Origin of the sequence: Ectobacillus soli (assembly GCF_042610425.1) — a bacterium.
In the GTDB taxonomy this organism is placed as follows: Bacteria; Bacillota; Bacilli; order Bacillales; family Bacillaceae_G; genus Ectobacillus.
In genome coordinates this window covers 105,334-126,529 of record NZ_JBGJZM010000003.1, presented here as the reverse complement: position 1 = coordinate 126,529, position 21,196 = coordinate 105,334, and the positions used below count along the sequence as shown (strand labels likewise).

At 39.3% G+C, this 21,196-nt stretch carries 20 protein-coding genes and 1 riboswitch; of the genes, 3 read left to right on the top strand and 17 right to left on the bottom strand.

Translation table 11 applies throughout. From position 1 onward, the window contains the following. Window positions 1-133 precede the first annotated feature (133 nt). The 15 genes from ACAN53_RS15145 to ACAN53_RS15075 all read right to left on the bottom strand — a co-directional run bounded on the left by ACAN53_RS15145 (window position 134) and on the right by ACAN53_RS15075 (window position 18,331). On the bottom strand, window positions 134-1,837 hold the full coding sequence (locus ACAN53_RS15145) for a nuclease domain-containing protein (protein WP_379970996.1): 1,704 nt from the start codon (window positions 1,835-1,837) through the stop codon (window positions 134-136). Continuing rightward, complete coding sequence (locus ACAN53_RS15140) at window positions 1,821-3,755, bottom strand: McrB family protein (protein ID WP_379970995.1); 1,935 nt, start codon at window positions 3,753-3,755, stop codon at window positions 1,821-1,823. The genes ACAN53_RS15145 and ACAN53_RS15140 overlap by 17 nt, the downstream gene beginning before the upstream one ends. Beyond that, window positions 3,752-4,759, bottom strand: a complete 1,008-nt coding sequence (locus ACAN53_RS15135) for a hypothetical protein (RefSeq protein ID WP_379970994.1) — start codon at window positions 4,757-4,759, stop codon at window positions 3,752-3,754. The genes ACAN53_RS15140 and ACAN53_RS15135 overlap by 4 nt, the downstream gene beginning before the upstream one ends. Before the next feature lie 272 nt (window positions 4,760-5,031). After that, window positions 5,032-6,264: an aminopeptidase gene (locus ACAN53_RS15130; RefSeq protein WP_379970993.1), complete on the bottom strand. Its 1,233-nt coding sequence runs from the start codon at window positions 6,262-6,264 to the stop codon at window positions 5,032-5,034. Between the two features lie 163 nt (window positions 6,265-6,427). After that, complete coding sequence (gene thiE / locus ACAN53_RS15125) at window positions 6,428-7,081, bottom strand: thiamine phosphate synthase (RefSeq protein WP_379970992.1); 654 nt, start codon at window positions 7,079-7,081, stop codon at window positions 6,428-6,430. 1 nt (window position 7,082) lies between these two features. Beyond that, window positions 7,083-7,880, bottom strand: a complete 798-nt coding sequence (thiD, locus tag ACAN53_RS15120) for a bifunctional hydroxymethylpyrimidine kinase/phosphomethylpyrimidine kinase (RefSeq protein WP_379970991.1) — start codon at window positions 7,878-7,880, stop codon at window positions 7,083-7,085. A 12-nt stretch (window positions 7,881-7,892) separates the two neighbouring features. After that, entirely contained in the window at window positions 7,893-8,690 is a 798-nt protein-coding gene (gene thiM / locus ACAN53_RS15115; RefSeq protein ID WP_379970990.1) for a hydroxyethylthiazole kinase, read from the bottom strand. Between the two features lie 67 nt (window positions 8,691-8,757). Then, window positions 8,758-8,867, bottom strand: a riboswitch (TPP riboswitch). Between the two features lie 156 nt (window positions 8,868-9,023). After that, the gene (glnA, locus tag ACAN53_RS15110; protein WP_379970989.1) at window positions 9,024-10,385 is read right to left on the bottom strand and encodes a type I glutamate--ammonia ligase; all 1,362 of its coding nucleotides are present in this window, start codon (window positions 10,383-10,385) and stop codon (window positions 9,024-9,026) included. Window positions 10,386-10,591: 206 nt separating this feature from the next. Next, complete coding sequence (gene ilvA, locus ACAN53_RS15105; RefSeq protein WP_379970988.1) at window positions 10,592-11,800, bottom strand: threonine ammonia-lyase; 1,209 nt, start codon at window positions 11,798-11,800, stop codon at window positions 10,592-10,594. A 71-nt stretch (window positions 11,801-11,871) separates the two neighbouring features. After that, window positions 11,872-12,804: a D-2-hydroxyacid dehydrogenase gene (locus ACAN53_RS15100; protein ID WP_379970987.1), complete on the bottom strand. Its 933-nt coding sequence runs from the start codon at window positions 12,802-12,804 to the stop codon at window positions 11,872-11,874. 375 nt (window positions 12,805-13,179) lie between these two features. Continuing rightward, window positions 13,180-14,565: a sigma-54 interaction domain-containing protein gene (locus ACAN53_RS15095; RefSeq protein WP_379970986.1), complete on the bottom strand. Its 1,386-nt coding sequence runs from the start codon at window positions 14,563-14,565 to the stop codon at window positions 13,180-13,182. A 111-nt stretch (window positions 14,566-14,676) separates the two neighbouring features. After that, window positions 14,677-15,459 carry a 3-hydroxybutyrate dehydrogenase gene (locus ACAN53_RS15090; RefSeq protein WP_379970985.1) on the bottom strand — a complete coding sequence of 261 codons (783 nt, stop codon included), beginning with the start codon at window positions 15,457-15,459 and terminating at the stop codon, window positions 14,677-14,679. A gap of 14 nt (window positions 15,460-15,473) precedes the next feature. Next, window positions 15,474-16,136 (bottom strand): 3-oxoacid CoA-transferase subunit B, encoded by a 663-nt coding sequence (locus tag ACAN53_RS15085; protein ID WP_379970984.1) that lies wholly within the window; start codon window positions 16,134-16,136, stop codon window positions 15,474-15,476. A gap of 11 nt (window positions 16,137-16,147) precedes the next feature. After that, on the bottom strand, window positions 16,148-16,849 hold the full coding sequence (locus ACAN53_RS15080) for a CoA transferase subunit A (RefSeq protein WP_379970983.1): 702 nt from the start codon (window positions 16,847-16,849) through the stop codon (window positions 16,148-16,150). Window positions 16,850-16,894: 45 nt separating this feature from the next. Further along, window positions 16,895-18,331 (bottom strand): GntP family permease, encoded by a 1,437-nt coding sequence (locus ACAN53_RS15075; protein ID WP_379970982.1) that lies wholly within the window; start codon window positions 18,329-18,331, stop codon window positions 16,895-16,897. Between the two features lie 418 nt (window positions 18,332-18,749). On the opposite strand from ACAN53_RS15075, the gene ACAN53_RS15070 reads away from it, so the two are divergent. Continuing rightward, a complete protein-coding gene (locus ACAN53_RS15070) occupies window positions 18,750-18,941 on the top strand; it encodes a hypothetical protein (protein WP_379970981.1) in 192 nt (63 codons plus the stop codon). Beyond that, entirely contained in the window at window positions 18,942-19,136 is a 195-nt protein-coding gene (locus ACAN53_RS15065; RefSeq protein WP_379970980.1) for a YwbE family protein, read from the top strand. It begins immediately after the preceding gene. Between the two features lie 375 nt (window positions 19,137-19,511). On the opposite strand, the gene ACAN53_RS15060 is transcribed toward ACAN53_RS15065, so the two are convergent. Then, entirely contained in the window at window positions 19,512-19,670 is a 159-nt protein-coding gene (locus tag ACAN53_RS15060; protein ID WP_379970979.1) for a hypothetical protein, read from the bottom strand. Window positions 19,671-19,911: 241 nt separating this feature from the next. On the opposite strand from ACAN53_RS15060, the gene ACAN53_RS15055 reads away from it, so the two are divergent. Then, complete coding sequence (locus ACAN53_RS15055) at window positions 19,912-20,298, top strand: C40 family peptidase (protein ID WP_379970978.1); 387 nt, start codon at window positions 19,912-19,914, stop codon at window positions 20,296-20,298. 61 nt (window positions 20,299-20,359) lie between these two features. Here the strand turns inward: ACAN53_RS15055 and ACAN53_RS15050 are convergent, their stop codons facing one another. Further along, entirely contained in the window at window positions 20,360-21,196 is an 837-nt protein-coding gene (locus ACAN53_RS15050; protein WP_379970977.1) for a DUF4097 family beta strand repeat-containing protein, read from the bottom strand.

The window sequence follows — 21,196 nt, the reverse complement described above, 5'->3', positions numbered from 1 at the left end:
TATTGAAAATGTTACCATATTACGACTATGAATGGACAGAAAAAGAACGGCGAAAATCTTAGAACAGAGCAGAAATTTTTATCAAAAAATAGTCGAAAATACCCCTTCTCAATTTTACGAAGGGGCAGATAGTTTAAACGGTTAATACCGATAATATACTTTGTTTACTAATTAATTCTGTAATTGCCATTGTCAAATTTTCCGCAATATGTTCACTGCTGTATGTTGGACTGAGTTGGACAATGCGAAGATCGTGATTTTCTAGCTTTTTAGATGCTGGATACTCTTTATGGACATTTGGATGGATTGCCCATACTTCATGTACAGGGCGAACGTATCTTGCCTCTCTTATTCCAAACAGATAATTAGATTTACAAGATAGCACATATTGCGACAGCTTGCGCATTGTTATTGTTTTATGCTTCACTCTCGTAACATCCCAGATGTGGTGAAGTGGCCGATATTTAAAATCAAACAAGAGACTTCCCATATAGGTTGTATCCAAATAAATGTCCATACGCATGTCAGGACGATTACTTGTGCTTTCTGTATAGAGTGGATGGTCATGCGACGTGTCTGCAGCATCTAATGGTATTTCCCCTTCGTAGAAAAGATGGATGGTCATAGCATCTTTACATAATACAATCCTTGTATTCCCTTCAAGCGTTTGTAATCCACCTTGTCTTTCTCTATCTTCGGAATAGAGCCATCCATCGACAGGTTGATAGCACATCGTTTTCGTAAGAATCTGTAAAAATTGAATAAATCCCCAAATTTCATACAACTTATCTGTTCGTTTCCAACGCATCTGATCTTGCTTTAAGACATCCTGATTCTTCTTCCACTTCTGATACAACTGGAAAACAGCTCGATATCTGGCATCAGAATGAAGACGATGTGGCAATATAGATGTAGTACACTCCTCAATTTCTGAAAACCAAGCGGTTGTTTGAATCGTATACAATAGTTGTAGAATCCTGTTTATTCCATATAATGATGAAGTAAGATATTGAATCTCTTCTTTCATATCTTCTGAAGGTTGCATCACTTCCAAGTATTCTTCACCCACGCGTTTCATTTGAAGTAATTCTCGATGAAGAAACAATACCATCTTCTTTAGATAACGGTTTTCTGGTAAATTATACTCACACATAGTTATGGGTACTTTTCTTTCCTGACTTCTCCTTGGGTAAGTTAACTGATATAGGATTGTTTTCGCATCCATCGTACGTACTTTCGAAATAGGAACAAGTGCATAATCCTTTTTTACTGAATAATTCACATGCGTAACTAAATCGCTTAATGCAGAAAGTACCTGTTTCATATGAATTTCTATCATACTATAGTTTGTTATATAGGAGTGTGATAGCTGTAAGCTTGGAGCTTGAACCATTTCATATGCTAATCCTTTTAAGAAGCTCTCAATTTCCTCCTTCATGATTTGTAGCTGGCCTGTTGTGATTTGTTTTGGAAGTACACGCAACATTGTATAATACGACACCCCGCAAACAACCCGAATGCAATAATCCCCAGGTATAAGTGGAAATTGATCATAGGAGAAAAGAAGCCTTTTCTGTGCAGATGGTAGAATATATGATGGGTTATCATCTTCCATTTCGCCTTTATTTATGGTCCAGTCTAATCCCTCTATATAGAGTCTGCACGTCTCGTTTTCACTCTGAAATAGCACATGTACATCAATATTTTCGCGAATTACGATGCATGTATCTTCTGTAATATCCCCCTCCTGCCTAGCAAACAAAACGGTTTCGACAACGCGGCGGCCCTGCTGCTCCAATTGTAGAGTGAACGGAACATGATTAGTATACATAGCCATAGTACTTCAACTCTTTTGCTTTTTGTTTAACCGCTTGTCTGGACTTTATAAATGGGGATAAATGATCATAACGCTGTAGAATTTGTAATAGCTTCGAATTGACTACTTCCTCGCTTTGCTCATCATACGTACCGATGAACGATTTCCATACCTCCTCTGAACCCCTTATTTTCGTTAGCACGCGCTGTACGAATTGAAAATCTAGGGCATCTGCCCGTGTCACATAGTTTGTATTTGGCACATTTCGAACGTAAGCATCTACCTGTCTAACAATTCTCGGCCCAATGCCTGCTCTGGCATCGATATCATGCATCGACTCGTGTACATCCCATAACCATTGCAGTTCATCTTCACTCAGAGGAATAGCGGAAGAAGACCGACCAAATTTCCGGTACGAATGATAATCCACTCTCTTATTCGAATAGAAAGTTGGATTTTCTTTCTCAACCCCTATGAAAGTAGAATATTTTACAACCTCAAGCGTGATTACATTTGCCCGGTCTAGCACCTTATCAGAAAAATGATAGGTTGATTCATCCACATTTACCGTGCCAACGAACATAACATTGTCACCAATCGGAATGCAAGGTGGATATTGTGAAGCATTATATAGCTTATTTGCCACATTTTCGTTATACAATCGAAGAATACGTTCTTGCTTCTCCATCTCTAAAACAGACAAAAACTGTGAAAAATAATGCTCTACTCGTGCTAAATTCATTTCATCGAACGCAATGATATAAAGTTTCGACGTACGATTTTCTTCTTTAGCCGCATCAATTAACACGTTGAGAAGCTTCGTATCACTTGGACGATAGATCATATTTGCAAAGTCAACGTAGCCAATTACATCTGAGTCATCTGTCCACGATGGACGCACAGGGATAAAAAGTGTCTGCTGTTCATTATGAATACCAAGAGCATCTGCGTATGCGTGAATAAGTCGTGATTTTCCAATTCCGCTCATCCCTTGTAAAATGACAAGATGAGACGTCTTCATTGCTGCATGAAAATTCACTAAATCCTGCGCTGAATAGAGTAATCCAGACCGACTTGTCAATTCGATAAAATGTTCAACAAACAAATCCTCTTCTAGTTGCGATAGAGGAATCGGAATGTCACGCTCCACGACTGCAGCAGCCACTTCCTTCCCTCCATCATCGGGTAGTATAGACTCTAGCATTTGTCCTTCGCTGAGAAGTTCCTCCATACTGCTATGAGAATGAATATTCATATAGGCTAATGAATCAGATACCTCATACACATCATCCTTCCAACCATCCGGTAACAATTCAATTCGCAGCATCGTGTCATGTAGAAAACAAAATCCACCATGTGCATACGAATGACTTATGAAAGGACCAATGACATACGTTTTTTCTTCATCATCCTTCCATAAAATAAACCTCGGGGATTCATTCGTATCGATGGACAGTTTTTCAATTTTTCCGACATGCTTCTTCATGATTAATCGTTTGCAAAACTCTTGAAACGTATAGCCATGCTGTTTTTCGCTAAATACAGGAATAGGTTCAAACCGATCACCATTTCGGAATGAATCTGACTTTCGAACTAATTCTGTTTCTTTAGCTAAATATATATCTTGCGAAGTAGTCGTTTTTTTTGCTGGTCGAAATACAAATAAGTAATTTTCTAGAAAGCTCCGTAATTCCCTTTCCCTTTCATAATCGAGCAATGTTACTTGATCATCGAAACCGAATCGCTGCAAATCCGTTGCATAACACGCAAAAAAGGATGCACTATTTAAGTGATTAGGCTTTGTTGAAACTTTCTTAATCCAAAATTGAACGGTATTCTGACTATTTACAAATACACTTTTTGATTTACGAAATTCGTTTTCAATCTCTTCATTCGTGGCTAGTACTCCCAGCAAGCAGAAATCCCATTGTTTCATCATCGCATTCTCTCCCATTGAATAAATTGTTCAAGCGTATAAAACTCCTTTAACTGCTCAGGTCGAAGTGATTTTTTCACGTTTCGTAATACAGATGGAGGTAACGAAAACCGCAATACGCATACAAATTCATAATCTTCAAATGCATGTGTACCAAAATCTTTCACTTGATCTAATGAAAGAAAAGGATGCATGGACAATTTTCTCTTCTGGACATCTCCTACCACAATATAGGGTTTTAATGTTGCTTGCTGATCAGCAGCAATCTCATTTGCAACACCCATCTGCAATCTATGAATCTCTTCTTCGCATTGCCGAATGATACTACAATAATGTTCATGCTCCTGCCCCTTTTTCTCTATCTCTTCTTGTAGGTTTGCAATGATACGCTGTTGTAATGTTAATTCATATTCGAATTCATTCTTCCTATTCGCCATTTCTTCAATGATTTGTTTATATTTTTTTACATCCCGTTCATATTTTTTCACTTCTTTATCTCTTTGCAGTATATACTGTGACTTGCTTGCAACTTGATCAACCATTTCATTATATTTTGTCTCTTGTTTTTTTATCTTTTCCTCAAATTGTTCAATAAGAATTTGCATATGATGTACCCTACTATGATTGCGTTCTTCATTTGTAACCGTTTGCATATCCTTTTCTATCTTTTTATATATTTCATCTGCAATGAGAATATGTTCTTCATTTGTAGAACTTGACAACACCGATAGAATGTTGGCTGCTTGATTTTGGTCTTTACATGCATCTATGAGCTCCTCTTTATTCTTTGAAAGCGTCTCACCTGATTTACTTTGAAGAAATTGCTTTGCCTGCATAAGCATTTGTGGTTGTAATAATTCCTTCACACATTTTGTTCTTACATTCTTTATCATCGCTAATTCTATTTTTCGAAACCCTTTAATCGTAATTTTGCAATGTTGAACGATTTCATATAAATCTTCTTCTGGCATTTCTTGAAAAATCCATTTCCATATATCCCTTTGCACACAGCTTCCTCCTTACTTTACATAGACAGTCCTTCACACACTCATTTCATCCCTCCTATACTAGTAAAAATCCATGTTGACTACGAACACGCCCATATCATAAAAAAATGTATTAGTACTATTTTCTTCTTGTGTGAGTTAAATTCCTACCATTTATTTACCATTTTTAGATATTATTTCTTTATCTGCGTTTGAGAAATAGGCATTGGAACTACTTTTGCACACAAAAAAACCCGTGAAAAATTTTCACGGGAGGGTAATTCTAAATTCATTTAAAGCGCCCAATTCCCATTGCGGAAGATTGGTTCGCGCTTTCCGTCTTTTGTAATGCCGTCAATGTTCATTTCAGACGAGCCTATCATAAAGTCTTCATGCACAAGGCTGCTGTTCGAACCATACTGTGCTAGTTCATCTCCAGATAATGTAGTTCCATTTTTCAAATTAACAGGATACGCTTGTCCGAGAGCGATATGATTTGACGCATTTTCATCATACAGGGTGTTATAAAAAATCAAACCGGATTGTGAAATGGGTGATTGATGAGGTACGAGAGCTACCTCTCCAATTCTACTTGATCCTTCGTCAGTTTCTAATAAGTGTTTAAGTGTATCATAGCCTGTCTCCGCTTTATAATCGACAACTTTACCGTTTTCAAATGTTAAAGAGAAATTATTGATTACATTCCCTGCATAATTTAACGGTTTCGTACTACTTACTACACCATTTACGCCATCCTTGTGAGGCATGGTAAAAACCTCTTCTGTAGGCATATTCGGATTAAAAATCGTACCGCTTTGACTTACAGAACCACCACCAAGCCAAACATGGTCATGTGCTAGCTCAACCGTTAAATTTGTTCCTGGCGCTTCGTATACAAGCTGTTTGTATTGTTTTTCAGTTAAAGAAGCTGCCTTTTTCTTTAGCGTTTCATTATGTTCCTTCCACGCCGCAATTGGATTCTCTTGATCAATACGATTAATTTGGAAAATGGCTTCCCATAGCTTTTCTTCTGCTTCTTCTACAGAAACATCTGGAAATATTTTTGCAGCAGACGCTTTGGTTGGAACCGTTACAATAGACCAACATGCTTTATCAGCCATAAGTGCACCGCGGTACTTCTGAAGTGCCGTATTTGCTGCCTTACTAGCAGCCGCAATACGCGAGGCTTCTATTCCGCTTAGTAGGTCAGGATTAGGAGTATATATATTAAGAATGCAAGCACCATTTTCTACAAGTTCCTCCAGCCCTCTTGCCTTCCACATTGGATATTCTGTAAATGCTTCATCAGGTGCATTCTCATATTTAATACGTGTTAGCTCATCGTCATTCCACTCAATGTATACATGCTTCGCTCCTGCTTTATATGCTTGTTTCGCAACTAAACGAGCAAACGGCGCCGCCTCTAAAAGAGAATTGACAAGTACCGTCTGGCCAGGCTGTACGTTCACACCAACGCGAACTGCAAGCTCTGCATATTTTTCTATTTTCTCTTGAAAGTTTGACATATCTCTACCTCCATTTGTATGTAATGGCATCATAAGGAACAAATTAACAATCCTTTTCAACAGTATAACAAACGATAGCTAAGAAGACGAATTTCATTTATTCTCTTACTTACATAGAAAAAGGGGCGTCTCTGCATAGAGACAGCCCCTTCTTTCTTCCGTCCTACTTCTTTATAGAATCCGCTAATTGCTTCGTCGCCTCATACGGGGAATCCGCCAAGCTAATTGCAGAAATTACAGACACACCATCGGCACCCGCTGCCATTACTTCTCCTGCATTTCCTGCATGAATACCACCGATTCCAACGATTGGAATATCGAATCCGTTCTTTCGCATCATTTCCAATCCTTCAGTTCCGCACACCGGCTCCGCATCATCCTTGCTGTTTGTCGGAAAGATAGGCCCCACTCCAAAGTAATCAGCTCCACTTGCAACGGCGCGGTGAGCCTCCTCTAAGCTGTGTACAGAAACACCTAGTATCTTATCGCCAATTTTTTTTCGAACATTGTCTGCTTCTTCGTCTGTTTGTCCAATATGAACACCATCCGCATCAATTGCAAGAGCCAAATCCACATCGTCATTTACGATAAAAGGAACATCGTTTGCTTTGCATAATGCTTGTACCTCTTTGGCAAGCCGAACCTTTTCCTCACCTATTACAGCTCCGTTACCTTTTTCTCGAAACTGAAACATGGTAATACCGCCTTGGATCGCTTGCTCAACTACTTGTATCAGATTGGATTTACAGTTCGTACTTCCAGCAATAAAGTAGACTTGCATCATATTCCGGATTGTATTCGCATGTACTCGTGTCATTCTACTTACCTTCCTTGTAGGCCCAATGATTCGTTGGACCATGACCGTGGCCAAGACCAAGATTTTTTTCTATGGCAGCCTGAATGAAATCCTTTGCTACTTGGACGGCTTCCTCAACCGTTTTACCTTGTGCAAGACTTGCAGCAACTGCCGCCGCGAATGTACATCCTGTACCGTGCGTGTGCTTTGTCTCGATCTTCTTACTTGTAAAGTAGGTAAACGAAGTACCATCGAATAGTAAATCAATCGCTTCATCTTCTATATCATCGTGTCCGCCCTTGATGACAACATACTTTACACCCAACTCAAAGAGCTTTCTTGCGGCTAGCTGACGCTCTTCCATCGTATTGATTGTTATTCCCGTTATTGCCTCGGCTTCGGGGATATTTGGTGTGACTACCTTTGCAAGCGGCAACAATTCTTCCTTTAGTGCCTTCATCGCTTCTTGCTGCAATAATGGGGCTCCCCCTTTTGCAATCATAACTGGATCAACAACAACCTGCTCCCAGCCAAACTTACGAATCTTCTCTGCAACAGTATGAATAATGCTGCTATCGAACAACATCCCCGTTTTTACAGCATCGACTCCAATATCACTTGCAACCGATTCAATCTGCTCAGCTACTGCAGATGGCAACATTGGATATACTCCTTGCACACCAAGTGTATTTTGTGCTGTTACAGCTGTTATAGCAGACATTCCGAATACCTTTAACTCCTGAAATGTCTTTAAATCCGCTTGTATTCCAGCACCGCCGCCGCTATCAGACCCTGCAATGGTTAATGCTCTGTATACCATTTGGCATCCTCCTTACTTAATGTTACCGTATTTTATCACGTCAGCCGGTTCAACAAGAGCCAACTGATTTAGAAATTCAATTTGAAAGCTTCCAGGAACTTCCCCTGATTTAGCTAGCGCCAACTCAGCTGCTACCTCATAACTAGTAAGAGCTGCAATCGCTGCTGCAACATAATCTTGTTCCACTGCTGCAAATGCTCCAACAACAGCAGTAAGTAAGCAACCCGTTCCTGTTACTTTTGTTAAGATTGAGTGTCCATTTTCAATAGTATACGTTTCTGTACCATTCGACACAACATCTAGTTTACCAGTAATCGCAACCGTTGTATGCAATTGCTTCGCAGCCTTTTCTGCTAATTCCACAATATTTAAATCGCCTTCTCCGGCGTCAACGCCTTTAATCTCCCATTTCTCTCCAATTACATTTGCGATTTCGGCTGCATTTCCGCGTATAACGGCAAGGTCTAGTTCTTTTGCTAGAAGTCGTGCTGTTTCTGTGCGGTACGGCGTTGCTCCTGCGCCAACTGGATCGAAAATAACAGGTGTATTCGCTTCATTTGCTGCCTTCCCGGCCATTAGCATAACTTCCACCATATTTGCATTGATTGTTCCCATATTTAAAACAATACTACCCGCCATTCTTGCAATATCTGCAACCTCTTCTTTTGCATCTGCCATAAACGGAGATGCTCCGAGTGCAAGTAGACCATTTGCAGAAAAGTTTGCCACTACGATATTCGTAATATTGTGTACGAGTGGATTTACCTCACGTACTTTGGTTAGAATCATTGCTATTTTTGCTACATCCATTCTTCTTCATCCCTTCTACACTTTTTTACCAACGTAAAAAACACTCTGCGTATGCAAAGTGTTTTGAATAGGTTCAATTCACAATCCCTACGCTGGCATTATCCAACAGGTTCAAGCGGTCTACGACAGAATAGTCGTACTCTCAGCCTACTTCCATAGGCTCCCGAATCTATTTTCCTTCATTCCCGAATCACAAGGAACACGATAATAACTCATTTTCTAACTTTCTAGTAAATTTTACTCGCATGTTCAGAAAAATTCAAGAAAATATGATTCTGTGATTATAGAAGAAGGACGCCCTGCAAGCAGGACGTCCTTCTAATTCTAGTACTATTAGAATTTTTCTTGATATTGTTCAAGTTCCCAAGTGTGTACAGAAGTTCTGTAGCTATCCCACTCAGCTTTTTTAGCTGCTACGTATTCGTTGTATACGTGTTCACCTAGAGTTGCTTTACCAATATCACCAGCTTCAAGTGCTGCAATCGCACCTTCTAAGCTTCCTGGTAAATTATCAATACCAAGTTCTTCACGTTTTTCAGTGCTCATGTGGAAGATATCTGCATCAATTGCTGCTGGAGCTGTTAAACCTTTTTCAATTCCGTCTAGGCCGGCAGCTGCAACTACTGCATATGCAAGATATGGATTTGCAGATGGATCTGGGCAACGAAGTTCAACACGAGTAGCTACGCCGCGTTTAGCAGGGATACGAATTAAAGCAGAACGGTTAGATGCTGACCATGCAATGTAGCAAGGTGCTTCATAACCAGGTACAAGACGTTTGTAAGAGTTTACTAGTGGATTTGTTACGGCTACAAAGCTCTTTACATTTGTTAATACACCTGCGATAAATGCATATGCATCTTTTGATAATTGTGCTTCATCACTTGGATCAAAGAATGCATTTTCTCCGTCTTTAAAGAAAGACATGTTAACGTGCATTCCAGAACCATTAATACCAAATACCGGTTTTGGCATAAACGTAGCATGTAAGCCAAATTGGCTTGCAATTGTTTTAACAACCCATTTATATGTTGTTGCTTTATCAGCTGCACCTAGTACATCTGCATATTTGAAGCCAATTTCATGTTGGCCAATTGCCACTTCATGGTGAGAAGCTTCAATAGTGAAGCCCATAGCTTTTAGTGCACGGAAAATTTCTAAACGAACGCGTGCACCAAGGTCTTTAGGAGACGTTTCGAAATAATCACCGTTATCTTGTGTAATAGTAGTTGCTTTACCATTATCGTCTGTTTTAAATAAGAAGAATTCTAGTTCAGGTCCGACAGAAATTGTATATCCTTTTTCAGCAGCCTTGTCGACCGTACGTTGTAGTACGTTACGAGTGTCACCATCAAATGAAGTACCATCTGGGTTTTTCGCACTACAGATAAAACGAGCTTCAGCATATCCTTCTTCTACAGACCAAGGAAGAACTGCAAATGTAGTTAAATCTGGTTCTAAATATAAATCTGAACGATTAATTGGAGAGAAACCTGCAATAGAAGAACCATCAAACATAACCTTACCTTCTACTACATCATCTAATTGTTCAACTGTTACGGTTACTTGTTTTAAAATCCCTTCCATATCTACAAATTGCAAATGAAGAAGCTCAACGCTCTTCGATTCAATGATTTCTTTAATTTCATCAACAATAGAACCTTCAGTAGTTCCAGTTACATATAGCTGTGTCATGATATGAAACCTCCCGTTTTCCCGTTATATTATCTAACATGATTTTATTATAGACTATCTATTTTATATTTTACAATACATTTATTTAAAATTTTTTCAGAATCTTCGGTATTTGTTGTCCATTATATCATAACTTACTTGAATCCGTTTTCAAAAACAGCAAAAAAACGAAAGAACATGGGCTTTTCTTGTTCTTTCGTTTTGATTTATTGTATGAATTTAGTAGCTAATCCTTCCTTTTCTAATTGACCCATAATTTTTTTAATATGCTTTTTATCATTTGTTTCCAACGAAATTTGTAATTCAGCATACCCTGGTAGAACATGTCTTCCGATACGTTGATGAGTAACTTCTAAAACGTTTCCCTCCATTGCTGCGATAACTTGTAATATTTTCTCCAATTCTCCAGGCTTGTCGCGAATCATTGTAGAGAATTGAACAAATCGACCTGCCTCTGCCATACCATACTCTATAATTCGCGATACAAAATTTATATCTACATTTCCCCCACTTAAAATCGCAACTACCTTTTTTTCTGTGAGCGATGTTTTGTGATAAAGCAAGGCTGCAAGCGAACTCGCTCCTGCCCCCTCTACAAGAAGCTTGTTACGTTCCATTAATAGTAGCATGGACCGTGCAATTTCCATTTCATCAACACATACAATATCATCTACATACCTTCTAATAAGTTCAAAGGTTATATCGCCTGGCCGTTTCACAGCAATACCATCTGCCATTGTTGGCGACATCTTCACAGATACCACCTTATTGGCAAGTAACGATTGTTTCATACTCGGGCATGCCATTGTTTGTACCCCAAATACTTGAATGCTAGGATTAAGTTCTTTAACCGCAAGAGCAACTCCTGCGATAAGACCACCTCCACCTACTGGACAGAAAACTGCGTCTATATCTGGAATTTGTTGCATTAACTCTAAACCTAGCGTTCCCTGACCAGCAATTACCGCCTCATCATCAAACGGGTGAATAAAGACATATCCCGTTTGTTTCTGTAGTTCCTTTGCATATGAAAGTGCTTCATCTACCGAATCTCCGTGAAGAATGACATCTGCTCCATACTGCCTTGTTGCTTGTATTTTACTTAATGAGGCTCCTTTTGGCATGACGATTGTACAAGGAACATGTAATATACTGCTAGAATAAGCAACCCCTTGGGCATGATTTCCTGCTGAAGCTGCAATAATGCCCCTTTGTAGCTTTTCTTTCGGTATCGACATTAATTTATTAAAGGACCCTCGCACTTTAAATGATCCTGTTTTTTGTAAATTTTCAAGTTTTATGTACACATCATTGTTTGAAATCTGACTGAATGTTTTGGAATAATCAATAGGTGTAGTATGAACAATACCCTCCATTCCCGCGCGGGCTCGTACTAATTCTGCTATTGAAAGCATAAAAAAACCCCTCCCTTTCCACTACTTATAGTGTATTGCAAAAGGAGAGATACTTATTCGAATGACTTCAATTAATATCCCGCTTGTATCGTTACTCGGTTTAGAAGGGGCTCCTCTTTCTCTAAACGGTTGAGTGTTTCTAGAAAACACTCAACCGCTTCTTTCGGTGAAGTCACTGCTGAAATATGGGGTGTGATTGTAACACACGGATGTCGCCAAAAGGGTGATTGTTCTGGTAGCGGCTCATTCGTGAACACGTCCAGAATAGCATGCCGTACATGACCATTTTCAAGCGCCTCCAAAAGAGCGCTATCCTCCACTGTTTTCCCCCGACCTACATTGATAAATCCTGCCTGACGAAGTTTGCTAAAGAAAGAATAAGAAAAGTAGTGATAGGTATCTTGCGTAAGCGGAAGAGTCGTAATAACCCAATCTGCACTTGGAAGCATTTGATCTAATTCACGTAAGGAAACGATTTGTTGAAAATACGGAGCTTCCATACCCGTTCGGGAAACTCCAATAACCTTTACGCCGAAAAAGGATAACGTTCTTGCGATTTCTTGTCCAATAACTCCTGTTCCGAATATAACAACTGTTTGTGAGGCAAGCATGACCGGCTCTTGCACATCCCAGCGTTTTTGTTGTTGTGCGCTCTCAAACGACATATGGGCTTGTAAATCACGCAACAAATAGCTTAAACAGTATTCGCTAATTCGATTTCCAAAGGAGCAAATGGTCCGAGTAAGAAGAACGTCTTCCTTCCATTGTTGGTTGAATAAGAAACTGTCTACACCTGCGCCTAATGCATGTACCCATTTTAAAGAAGAAAGATCAAATTGCGGTGTGGGACGAAATCCAACAAAGGCATCCGCCCATTTGAAATCCTCGGTTGTTAGATCTTCTTCAGACACAAATCGGAACTGTTTTTTTATCCCCTTTTTGCAGATAATACGTTCCATATCCTCTCGTATTTTACCTGATAATAAGATGTTTTCAATCTTCATAGCTCTATCACCCCATATGGCATCATTTCAATCATATTTTTCAAAATATTTACGACACTCGCTTTAATTCAGTGAAGTTACTGTGGATATAAAATGGATTTGAAATCAAAATAGAAAAGCTTGTCTATAGTAGCTTTTAATAGGCTTAAGTAATAAAAAAACAGATAGCATGCAACAAAAAAAGTGAATGAAGATGTTTACAACTGGCATCTTGTCATTCCAGTCTGTCTACAATACCACTCACCATTACGATTAGCATAAATAGAACTGCTACTCTATAGAACCTTCTATTAAACTTGATTTGTTCTTCGCTCATTAGTAAATCCTTTCTTATACATATGAGCTCATAATCGAATCATACCTATATGACCAATTCTAGTCAATCTCATATCGTTTACATTTTTCATAGAAACTTGTTTTTCCAATACGAAGAAGCTTCGCTGCCAATTGTTTATTTCCCTTCGCCTGCTGCAGGGCATGTCGCACTGCACACTTCTCTGCGTCCATTAACCTTTGTTTTAACGGCTTTATCTCGGTTTCTTGCTCTGGTGTTTCGTACAACTGACTAGGTTTATCGACCAAATAAAGTGGTAAATGGGACAACCGAATAACATTTTCATCAAGCACATTGACGGCCCGTTCTAATACATTTTCTAATTCACGCACGTTACCTGGCCAAGAATGTCCCTTTAATTTTGCAACTACTTCATCTGACAAGACAATAGCATGCCGGTTAAACGTACGTTCTAACTTTTGTAACAAGGCTTTAGCTACTCGTTCAATATCCGTTCTCCGTTCACGCAAGGGAGGAATTTCAATTTTCATAACATGTAATCGATAGTATAAATCTCGTCGAAATGTTCCATTTTCCACCATTTGTTCGAGATTTCGATGTGTGGCAACGATAATTCGAACATCAATTGAAATGGGAGCTTGTCCACCTATTTTTTCAATTTCTCTTTCTTGTAAAACGCGAAGGAGCTTACTTTGCATGGAGAGTGGCATATCTCCAATTTCATCTAGAAAAATAGTACCTCTATGCGCTAACTCAAACTTTCCTTTTTTTCCACCTTTGCGTGCGCCTGTGAAAGCTCCGTCCACGTAACCGAATAGTTCAGATTCGAGAAGATTCTCCGGAATGGAGGCACAATTCACACGAACGAGCGAAAACGAACTTCGCGGACTGGTTCCATGTATGGCATGAGCAAATAACTCTTTTCCTGTTCCCGATTCTCCTACTAGTAGAACTACAGACTGACTACCAGCAACGCGCTGGGCGAGCCGTTTTGTCTCTCGAAACAATGCATGCTCTCCAATTAAATCATCAAAACTATATTTACTTTGTAACTCTTTTTGCAAACGGTTTTTATAATACTTTAATTCTTCTAAAATAGGTTGTACTTTTTCAGAGTAGTTCATCCAATCTTCAGAGTTGCGAAACATAACCGTACCAACTGCACCGACGAGTTCTCCTTTCACAATTAAAGGATAGCGATTCGCAATCATTTCTTTTCCTTTAATAGAATGAATGGACGCCTCTTCAGATTTACCCGTTTTCATGACGATATGCATTCTCGTATTTTCAATTACATCTTGTACATCTCTGCCAAGTGCATCTTCAACCGTCGTTTGTAAATAATCACAATATGCGGTATTTATGTATCGAATCATTCCCTTTATATCAACAACAACAATCCATTCCGCTGCAACATTCAATACTTCTTCAAGCCATTCATAAGGAAACAGATTTTGGGTATGCACGCTTCTCATTCCCTTCATACGCTAAAGAACATTATTTCAATTTAATACATCATACTACAATAATAACAAAAAAAGTAAGGAGATGATACCTACGTATCATCTCCTTACTTCTTATTGTGCGACATAGCCACCATCGATCACAACTGCTTGCCCCGTTATGCCTTTTCCTTTCTCACTGGCTAAAAACACGGCATAATCTGCTACTTCTTGGACGGAAAGAAGTCTTCTTTGAGGGACTAGCGGATAAATAACTTGTTCAAGAACTTCTTCTAGTGGTACATTTCTTGTTTTCGCTAAATCTGACAATTGATTTTGCACAAGAGGTGTATTAACATATCCTGGGCAAAGCGCATTCACGGTAATGCCGTGGGCTGCTCCCTCTAAAGCGGCTACCTTTGTCAACCCAATGACACCGTGCTTTGCGCTATTATAGGCTGCTTTTCCTGCAAATCCGACTAATCCATTTATGGATGCCATATTAATGACGCGACCGTACCCCTTAGCTTTAAAAATCGGAAAAGCTTGCTTAATACCAATAAAGGAGGCTGTTAACATCACTTTAATAAGCAATTCAAATTTCTGTGTTGGAAATTCCTCGATTGGAGATACATACTGAAGACCGGCATTGTTTACAAGAATATCTAATCTACCAAATTCAAGCAATGCTGCTTCGAAGCTTTCCTTTACGTTTTCTTCATTCGTTACATCACAAGCAACCGCAATCGCGTTTCCACCTTCCTCGCGAATCGATTGTGCAGCATTTTCTGCTGCTTCCTTATTTAAATCAACAATAACAATGCTTGCCCCTTCCTTTGAAAATGAACGGGCAATTTCTAATCCAATTCCACTTGCAGCTCCTGTAACCAGTGCCACTTGATTTTCTAATGTAGCCAAATCATAATCCCTCCTTATGATACCGAAACACCTATTTGTACATTGGGGCTGATAAAAAAGCTTGCTTCTGTTTTGTTCATTACTTCTTCTACTGTTACCCCTTCTGATGTTTCTACTAAAACCATTCCTTCTTGTGTAAAATCAAAAACGGCAAGATCGGTTATGAGTCTATGTACGACCTGTTTTCCAGTTAAAGGCAATGTGCACTCCCTCTTAATCTTTGATTCTCCGTGTTTGTTAATATGCTCCATAATGACAACAATTCGCTTAGCCCCATTCACAAGGTCCATGGCACCGCCCATTCCCTTTACCATTTTCCCTGGTATCATCCAATTTGCCAGATCTCCAGTTTCGGAAACCTCCATTCCTCCCAATATCGCCAGATCAATATGCCCCCCGCGAATCATGGCAAATGACTCAGCACTATCAAAGAAAGAAGCTCCTAGAACAGCCGTTACTGTTTCTTTTCCCGCATTAATTAAATCGGCATCCTCTAATCCCGCAGACGGATACGGTCCAATGCCAAGTAACCCATTTTCAGATTGCAAAAGAACCTCATACTGCGGCGGAATTTCATTGGCTACCAATGTCGGCATTCCAATTCCTAAATTCACATTCATCCCATCCTGAATTTCTTTCACTGCACGCTTTACAATTTGTATTCTTACGTCCTTCATTTCCATACCTCCTATGCTTGTATGACTGTACGTCTTTCAATACGTTTTTCATAATTAGTTCCACGCAGTACTCGCTGTACATATATACCAGGCGTATGTATCTCATCTGGGTCAAGCTCGCCAATCGAAACCACTTCTTCAACTTCTGCAATCGTAATTTTTCCAGCAGTAGCTGCCATTGGATTAAAATTTCGTGCTGCTTTCCGATATACGAGATTACCAAGCGGGTCTGCCTTCCATGCTTTCACAAGGGCAAAGTCGCCAACAATTCCACGTTCCAATATATAAGTACGGCCATCAAATTGTTTATGTTCTTTCCCCTCGGCAATAGGAGTCCCTACCCCCGTCGCCGTATAAAAGCCTGGAATACCCGCACCGCCTGCACGAATACGCTCAGCGAGTGTTCCTTGCGGGACAAGCTCCACTTCTAACTCTCCACTTAAAAATTGCTTTTCAAAAATTTTATTTTCACCTACATAAGAGGAAATCATCTTCTTAATTTGGCGATTTGCTAAAAGCAAACCCAATCCCCAATCATCTACTCCGCAATTATTACTTACAACAGTTAAATCCTTCGTGCCTTGTTCACGTAATGCCAAAATTGCTTTTTCTGGAATACCACATAATCCAAAGCCCCCGACAATGATTGTTGCGCCGTCCTGTATATCTGCTACCGCTTCTTGAAAGGATTCCATAACCTTACTTTGTTTCATCTCACATTCTCCCCTCTACTACTCTACTAATCTCTTATCCAAAATTTATACAATCCCTGTGATGCTATGCACAGCGATGATAAAGAAAACTGCTAATGTTTTAAAGATGGTAATGGCGAAAATATCACGGTACGACTGACGATGTGTTAAACCGGTTACCGCAAGCAGTGTAATAACCGCTCCGTTGTGCGGAAGTGTATCCATACCGCCTGAAGCCATCGAAATTACGCGGTGCATTACTTCAGGTGGAATATGAAAGGTCTGAATAGCCTGTAAATATTTTTCAGACATCGCACTAAGTGCAATCCCCATACCACCTGAAGCAGATCCCGTAACACCAGCTAGAACGGTAGTCGTAACAGCTCCGTTAACGAGCGGATTCGTAAAGGTTCCCCCGATTCCCTTACTGATGACACTGAATCCTGGAAGAGATGAGATGACTCCTCCAAATCCATACTCAGCACCCGTATTCATAGCCGCTAGCAAGGCGCCAGCAATACTTGCGTTAATACCCGTTTGGAAATCAACCTTAATCTGCTTCCAGTTATACAAAATCGTTGTGATAATCCCAATTAACAACGCCATTTCTAAAGACCAAATAGCTCCGACAGCAGAAATATCAACTTTTCCAAAGGCTTTCAGTCCAATAGCCTCAAAGTTAAATCCCTTCGGATACCATATCGGAAGATAGACGGTAAATATCTTATTCATTACGCCCACTAGTATAAGCGGTACAAACGCAAAAACCTGACGGACCACGCTCGTTTGTGTGGAAGGTGAAAGGGATGGCTCGGTTTGAACGGCTGCTTCCTGAGAAGCAGCAATTTCCGCTCCCTCAAATCCGTAATACCCTTCACCCATCTTCTCAGCTTTTTTACGACGAGATTCCAAATACCATAATCCTAAACTAAGAACAAAAACGGCTCCTATGATCCCTAAAGTTGGAGCAGCATAAATATTCGTTTTAAAAAATGTAGTCGGAATTACGTTTTGAATTTGTGGTGTCCCAGGCAGTGCATCCATCGTAAAAGTAAATGCACCTAAAGCAATCGTTCCTGGAATTAGACGTTTCGGTATATTACCTTCCCGAAACAGATTCACTGCAAATGGATACACAGCAAACACAACAACGAATAAGCTCACACCACTATATGTTAAAATGGCTCCCATTAATACAATGGCCAAAATAGCACGCTTTGTACCCACTAGTTGCACAATGGTTTTTGCAATTGATTCTGCTATACCCGACATTTCCACTACCTTACCGAAGATCGCACCGAGTAAGAAAATTGGAAAATAGGATTTAATAAATCCAACCATCTTCTCCATGAACACATTAGAAAAGAACGGAAGAACAAATTCAGGATTCGTTAATAAAACTGCAAAAAGCGCACAAATCGGAGCAAATAAAATAACGGAAAACCCTCGATACGCTACGAACATTAACAGACTAAGAGCAAGTAATATAATGACTATTTCCACAAGAATCCCCCTTTATGAACCAGAATAGTAAATGAATATTTGCAAAGAAGTAACCGTTTGCATATTATTAAACACACTACTCTCCTCTCTATGTATGTAAGTACTCCCGCCCGTTAATAAAGCAAGTAGTATGCCACATTTTCTAAATTGAAAAAATAAACATCTTTTTCCTTTAAATTTATTTGTAAATATGGAATATAAATACAATGAAAGCATTCGTTTTAAGTATTATTCACAAAAAAAATTCCAGAATAGCGGAAAAAAACAATGTTTTCTTCCACTATTCTGGAAAATTCCGTTATTCCGGAATACGTCCTTCCTTACTATCTATTTGTTGTATTTTTCTCCTCAAATAGCTTTATATCACATTTTATATTATAATTATCCTCTATCATATCTTTGAAGGAGATTACACTTTATGTCAAATACAGATCATAACGAACAAGGTAAGAAAGTCAGCTTACAGGAAATCATGAAGCAACGATTGGAAAGCAAAAAGCAAAACCAAGGCAATACAAAAGCTAGCCTACAGGGTTCCCAAAAGACGAAAAGCATGTCAAGTCAGCGCACAAAAAAACCAAATAATCAACGTAGAAAGACAGGAATGTAAATGAACGGACAAAACCGAAAAGATATTACTCCTGGTCTTTCTGTTCAAATCGTCCTCAAGCAAGACCAACGAACCGGGAAGCTAACAAGCGGAATTGTAAAAGATATTCTTACTAACTCCTCATTTCATCCGCATGGCATTAAAGTGCGTCTACAAGACGGACAAGTAGGAAGAGTCCAAGAAATTAATAAATAAGGCTCCCAAGGTTGGTTTCTGTCAAACAAAGCACGGACTTCGATAATAGATGCGACGGAACCTTCTCTTTGTGGTGCAATCTATGCTCTTTTTGTTACCGCTATTCTGCTTTTCTCTTGTTTTCGGACATAATCTGGGCTCTTTTTTTACCGCTATTCCGCTTTTCTCTTGTTTCCGGGCACAATCCGGGCTCTTTTTTTACCGCTATTCCGCTTTTCTCTTGTTTCCGGGCACAATCCGGGCTCTTTTTTTACCGCTATTCCGCTTTTCTCTTGTTTTCGGGCACAATCCCACTATATTGTTCCCTTCCTAACTCATGAATGAGGCCACTGAAACATGGTGCTTCTTCAGTGGCCCCCTTTTCAGGCAGTGACTTTATCCTTTTCTTAAGCTATTCTTGTATGTTTCGATCGTCACAACGTCCGGCAAATCCTCCAAATTATTCTTCTCTACATCTTTCTCGAGAAAACTATCTTTTGGCATTTGCGGTGCGTGTCCTTTCTTCTTATGATGAAACGACTTTCCTCTTCCCATCATGTTCACTCCTTTGCTAGAAGATTCACCTTAGTATGAGATAAAGCCATGCAAAGTATGAATAGAAAAGATAATACTGCAGTTTTTTGTATTATTTCCGTGGAAATAGACATATTAAGGAATATTTTTCAGCAATAAGATGATAAGTTTTCCCTATGCATCTTATTTTTTGACGTTTTTCTACATTACCCCACTCCTATTACCCTCTCTCTGAATAAGATAATACGGGAGGTTTATATAAATGAATCGGATCGTTTTGACTGGATTATTATATTTAGGTACACCTTACTTACGAAATGCTCCCGCTTTTCAAGCGGATACCTTCGACTGCAGTTCATTTACGCAATATGTATTTGGAGCAAATGGGATTCTACTTCCTAGAAGTTCCAGGCAACAATTTCAAAAGGGACAATCGGTTCCCCTTTGGAAAATACAGGCTGGTGATCTCATATTTTTTAAAACGAAGCAAAGGCAAGACAAATCGGGAATCGAAAATATTGGACATGTTGCCATTTATATAGGAGGAACCAATTTACTTCATACGTACCAAGAAGGAAAAATGGTTATGATTTCTCCCTTTCATTCCTATTGGAAACGAATGTATGTTGGTGCGAAACGGATTATTTGATAGCCCTTCGAAAGGGATCCATAAATTGCACTATGTAACGAAGCCACGGGTTCTTCAGCTATTATTTTGTAGTAAGAGAAAAATCACCTGAACTTATTCGCACCTTTACGATATACTTTCCGTCTCCCATTTGACCTTTAATCTTTTTTTCAGACTTTATATCATAATTCATGGATAATGCCACATTCCCCACGCCAGAGCTTCCCTCGTAATCCATACGCATAGTCGTAGGTTCTTGCGCTAGATCAACTTTCACATTTCCACTTGAAGAATGAATATCCATATTTTGCTGTAATGTACTAAGTGTAAAGGTCGTATTACCCGAACTCACATCACTTTTTATGTCACCCGTAACATTCTTTCCATTTACATTACCAGAAGAGGAGTGCAAACTCATGCTACTACTCGTAACATCTGAAATCTCAATGTTTCCAGATGAAGTGTCTGCCTGCACGTTATCAAATTTCAATCGTTCTATCTGCAAGGTTCCACTAGATGTGGAACTATGAAGTTGCTTATATTGTTTCTCAGGAAGTGATACATCAAGCTGTGCATCCATATTTAGAAACCAAGTAAAACTATTTGGCATTACAGTAATGATGACCTCTTCTCCTTTTTGTTCCACATCAAATCTCATGGCATCCACAGCCGATTTATTTCCCTTTCCGTAATAATGAGCCTCCACTTTATCTGAATTCCCTGGTACGATATGAACATCCGCCGAACTAACATTTGTCTTTATTTGCGTAATCATCGCACCATCTATTGATTTTCTTTGATCAAATAGATTTGTTGTTTGTGTAAGGTTCATTCCTTTGTTTATACCACCTGTTAAAGCTAATCCAACTGCACCAACACCTACTAAAATTCCCGCCGCAATCACTATCTGTTTTATCAT

Coding starts and splice junctions, on each gene's coding strand:
- ACAN53_RS15080 (WP_379970983.1), bottom strand. CDS start 16,849: ATGAAACAAAGTAAGGTTATGGAATCCTTTCAAGAAGCGGTAGCAGAT.
- ACAN53_RS15130 (WP_379970993.1), bottom strand. CDS start 6,264: ATGTCAAACTTTCAAGAGAAAATAGAAAAATATGCAGAGCTTGCAGTT.
- glnA (WP_379970989.1), bottom strand. CDS start 10,385: ATGACACAGCTATATGTAACTGGAACTACTGAAGGTTCTATTGTTGAT.
- ACAN53_RS15085 (WP_379970984.1), bottom strand. CDS start 16,136: ATGAAGGACGTAAGAATACAAATTGTAAAGCGTGCAGTGAAAGAAATT.
- ACAN53_RS15050 (WP_379970977.1), bottom strand. CDS start 21,196: ATGATAAAACAGATAGTGATTGCGGCGGGAATTTTAGTAGGTGTTGGT.
- ACAN53_RS15100 (WP_379970987.1), bottom strand. CDS start 12,804: ATGAAGATTGAAAACATCTTATTATCAGGTAAAATACGAGAGGATATG.
- ACAN53_RS15065 (WP_379970980.1), top strand. CDS start 18,942: ATGAACGGACAAAACCGAAAAGATATTACTCCTGGTCTTTCTGTTCAA.
- ACAN53_RS15140 (WP_379970995.1), bottom strand. CDS start 3,755: ATGATGAAACAATGGGATTTCTGCTTGCTGGGAGTACTAGCCACGAAT.
- ilvA (WP_379970988.1), bottom strand. CDS start 11,800: ATGCTTTCAATAGCAGAATTAGTACGAGCCCGCGCGGGAATGGAGGGT.
- ACAN53_RS15070 (WP_379970981.1), top strand. CDS start 18,750: ATGTCAAATACAGATCATAACGAACAAGGTAAGAAAGTCAGCTTACAG.
- ACAN53_RS15145 (WP_379970996.1), bottom strand. CDS start 1,837: ATGGCTATGTATACTAATCATGTTCCGTTCACTCTACAATTGGAGCAG.
- thiD (WP_379970991.1), bottom strand. CDS start 7,880: ATGGTATACAGAGCATTAACCATTGCAGGGTCTGATAGCGGCGGCGGT.
- ACAN53_RS15055 (WP_379970978.1), top strand. CDS start 19,912: ATGAATCGGATCGTTTTGACTGGATTATTATATTTAGGTACACCTTAC.
- ACAN53_RS15060 (WP_379970979.1), bottom strand. CDS start 19,670: ATGGGAAGAGGAAAGTCGTTTCATCATAAGAAGAAAGGACACGCACCG.
- thiM (WP_379970990.1), bottom strand. CDS start 8,690: ATGGATGTAGCAAAAATAGCAATGATTCTAACCAAAGTACGTGAGGTA.
- thiE (WP_379970992.1), bottom strand. CDS start 7,081: ATGACACGAGTACATGCGAATACAATCCGGAATATGATGCAAGTCTAC.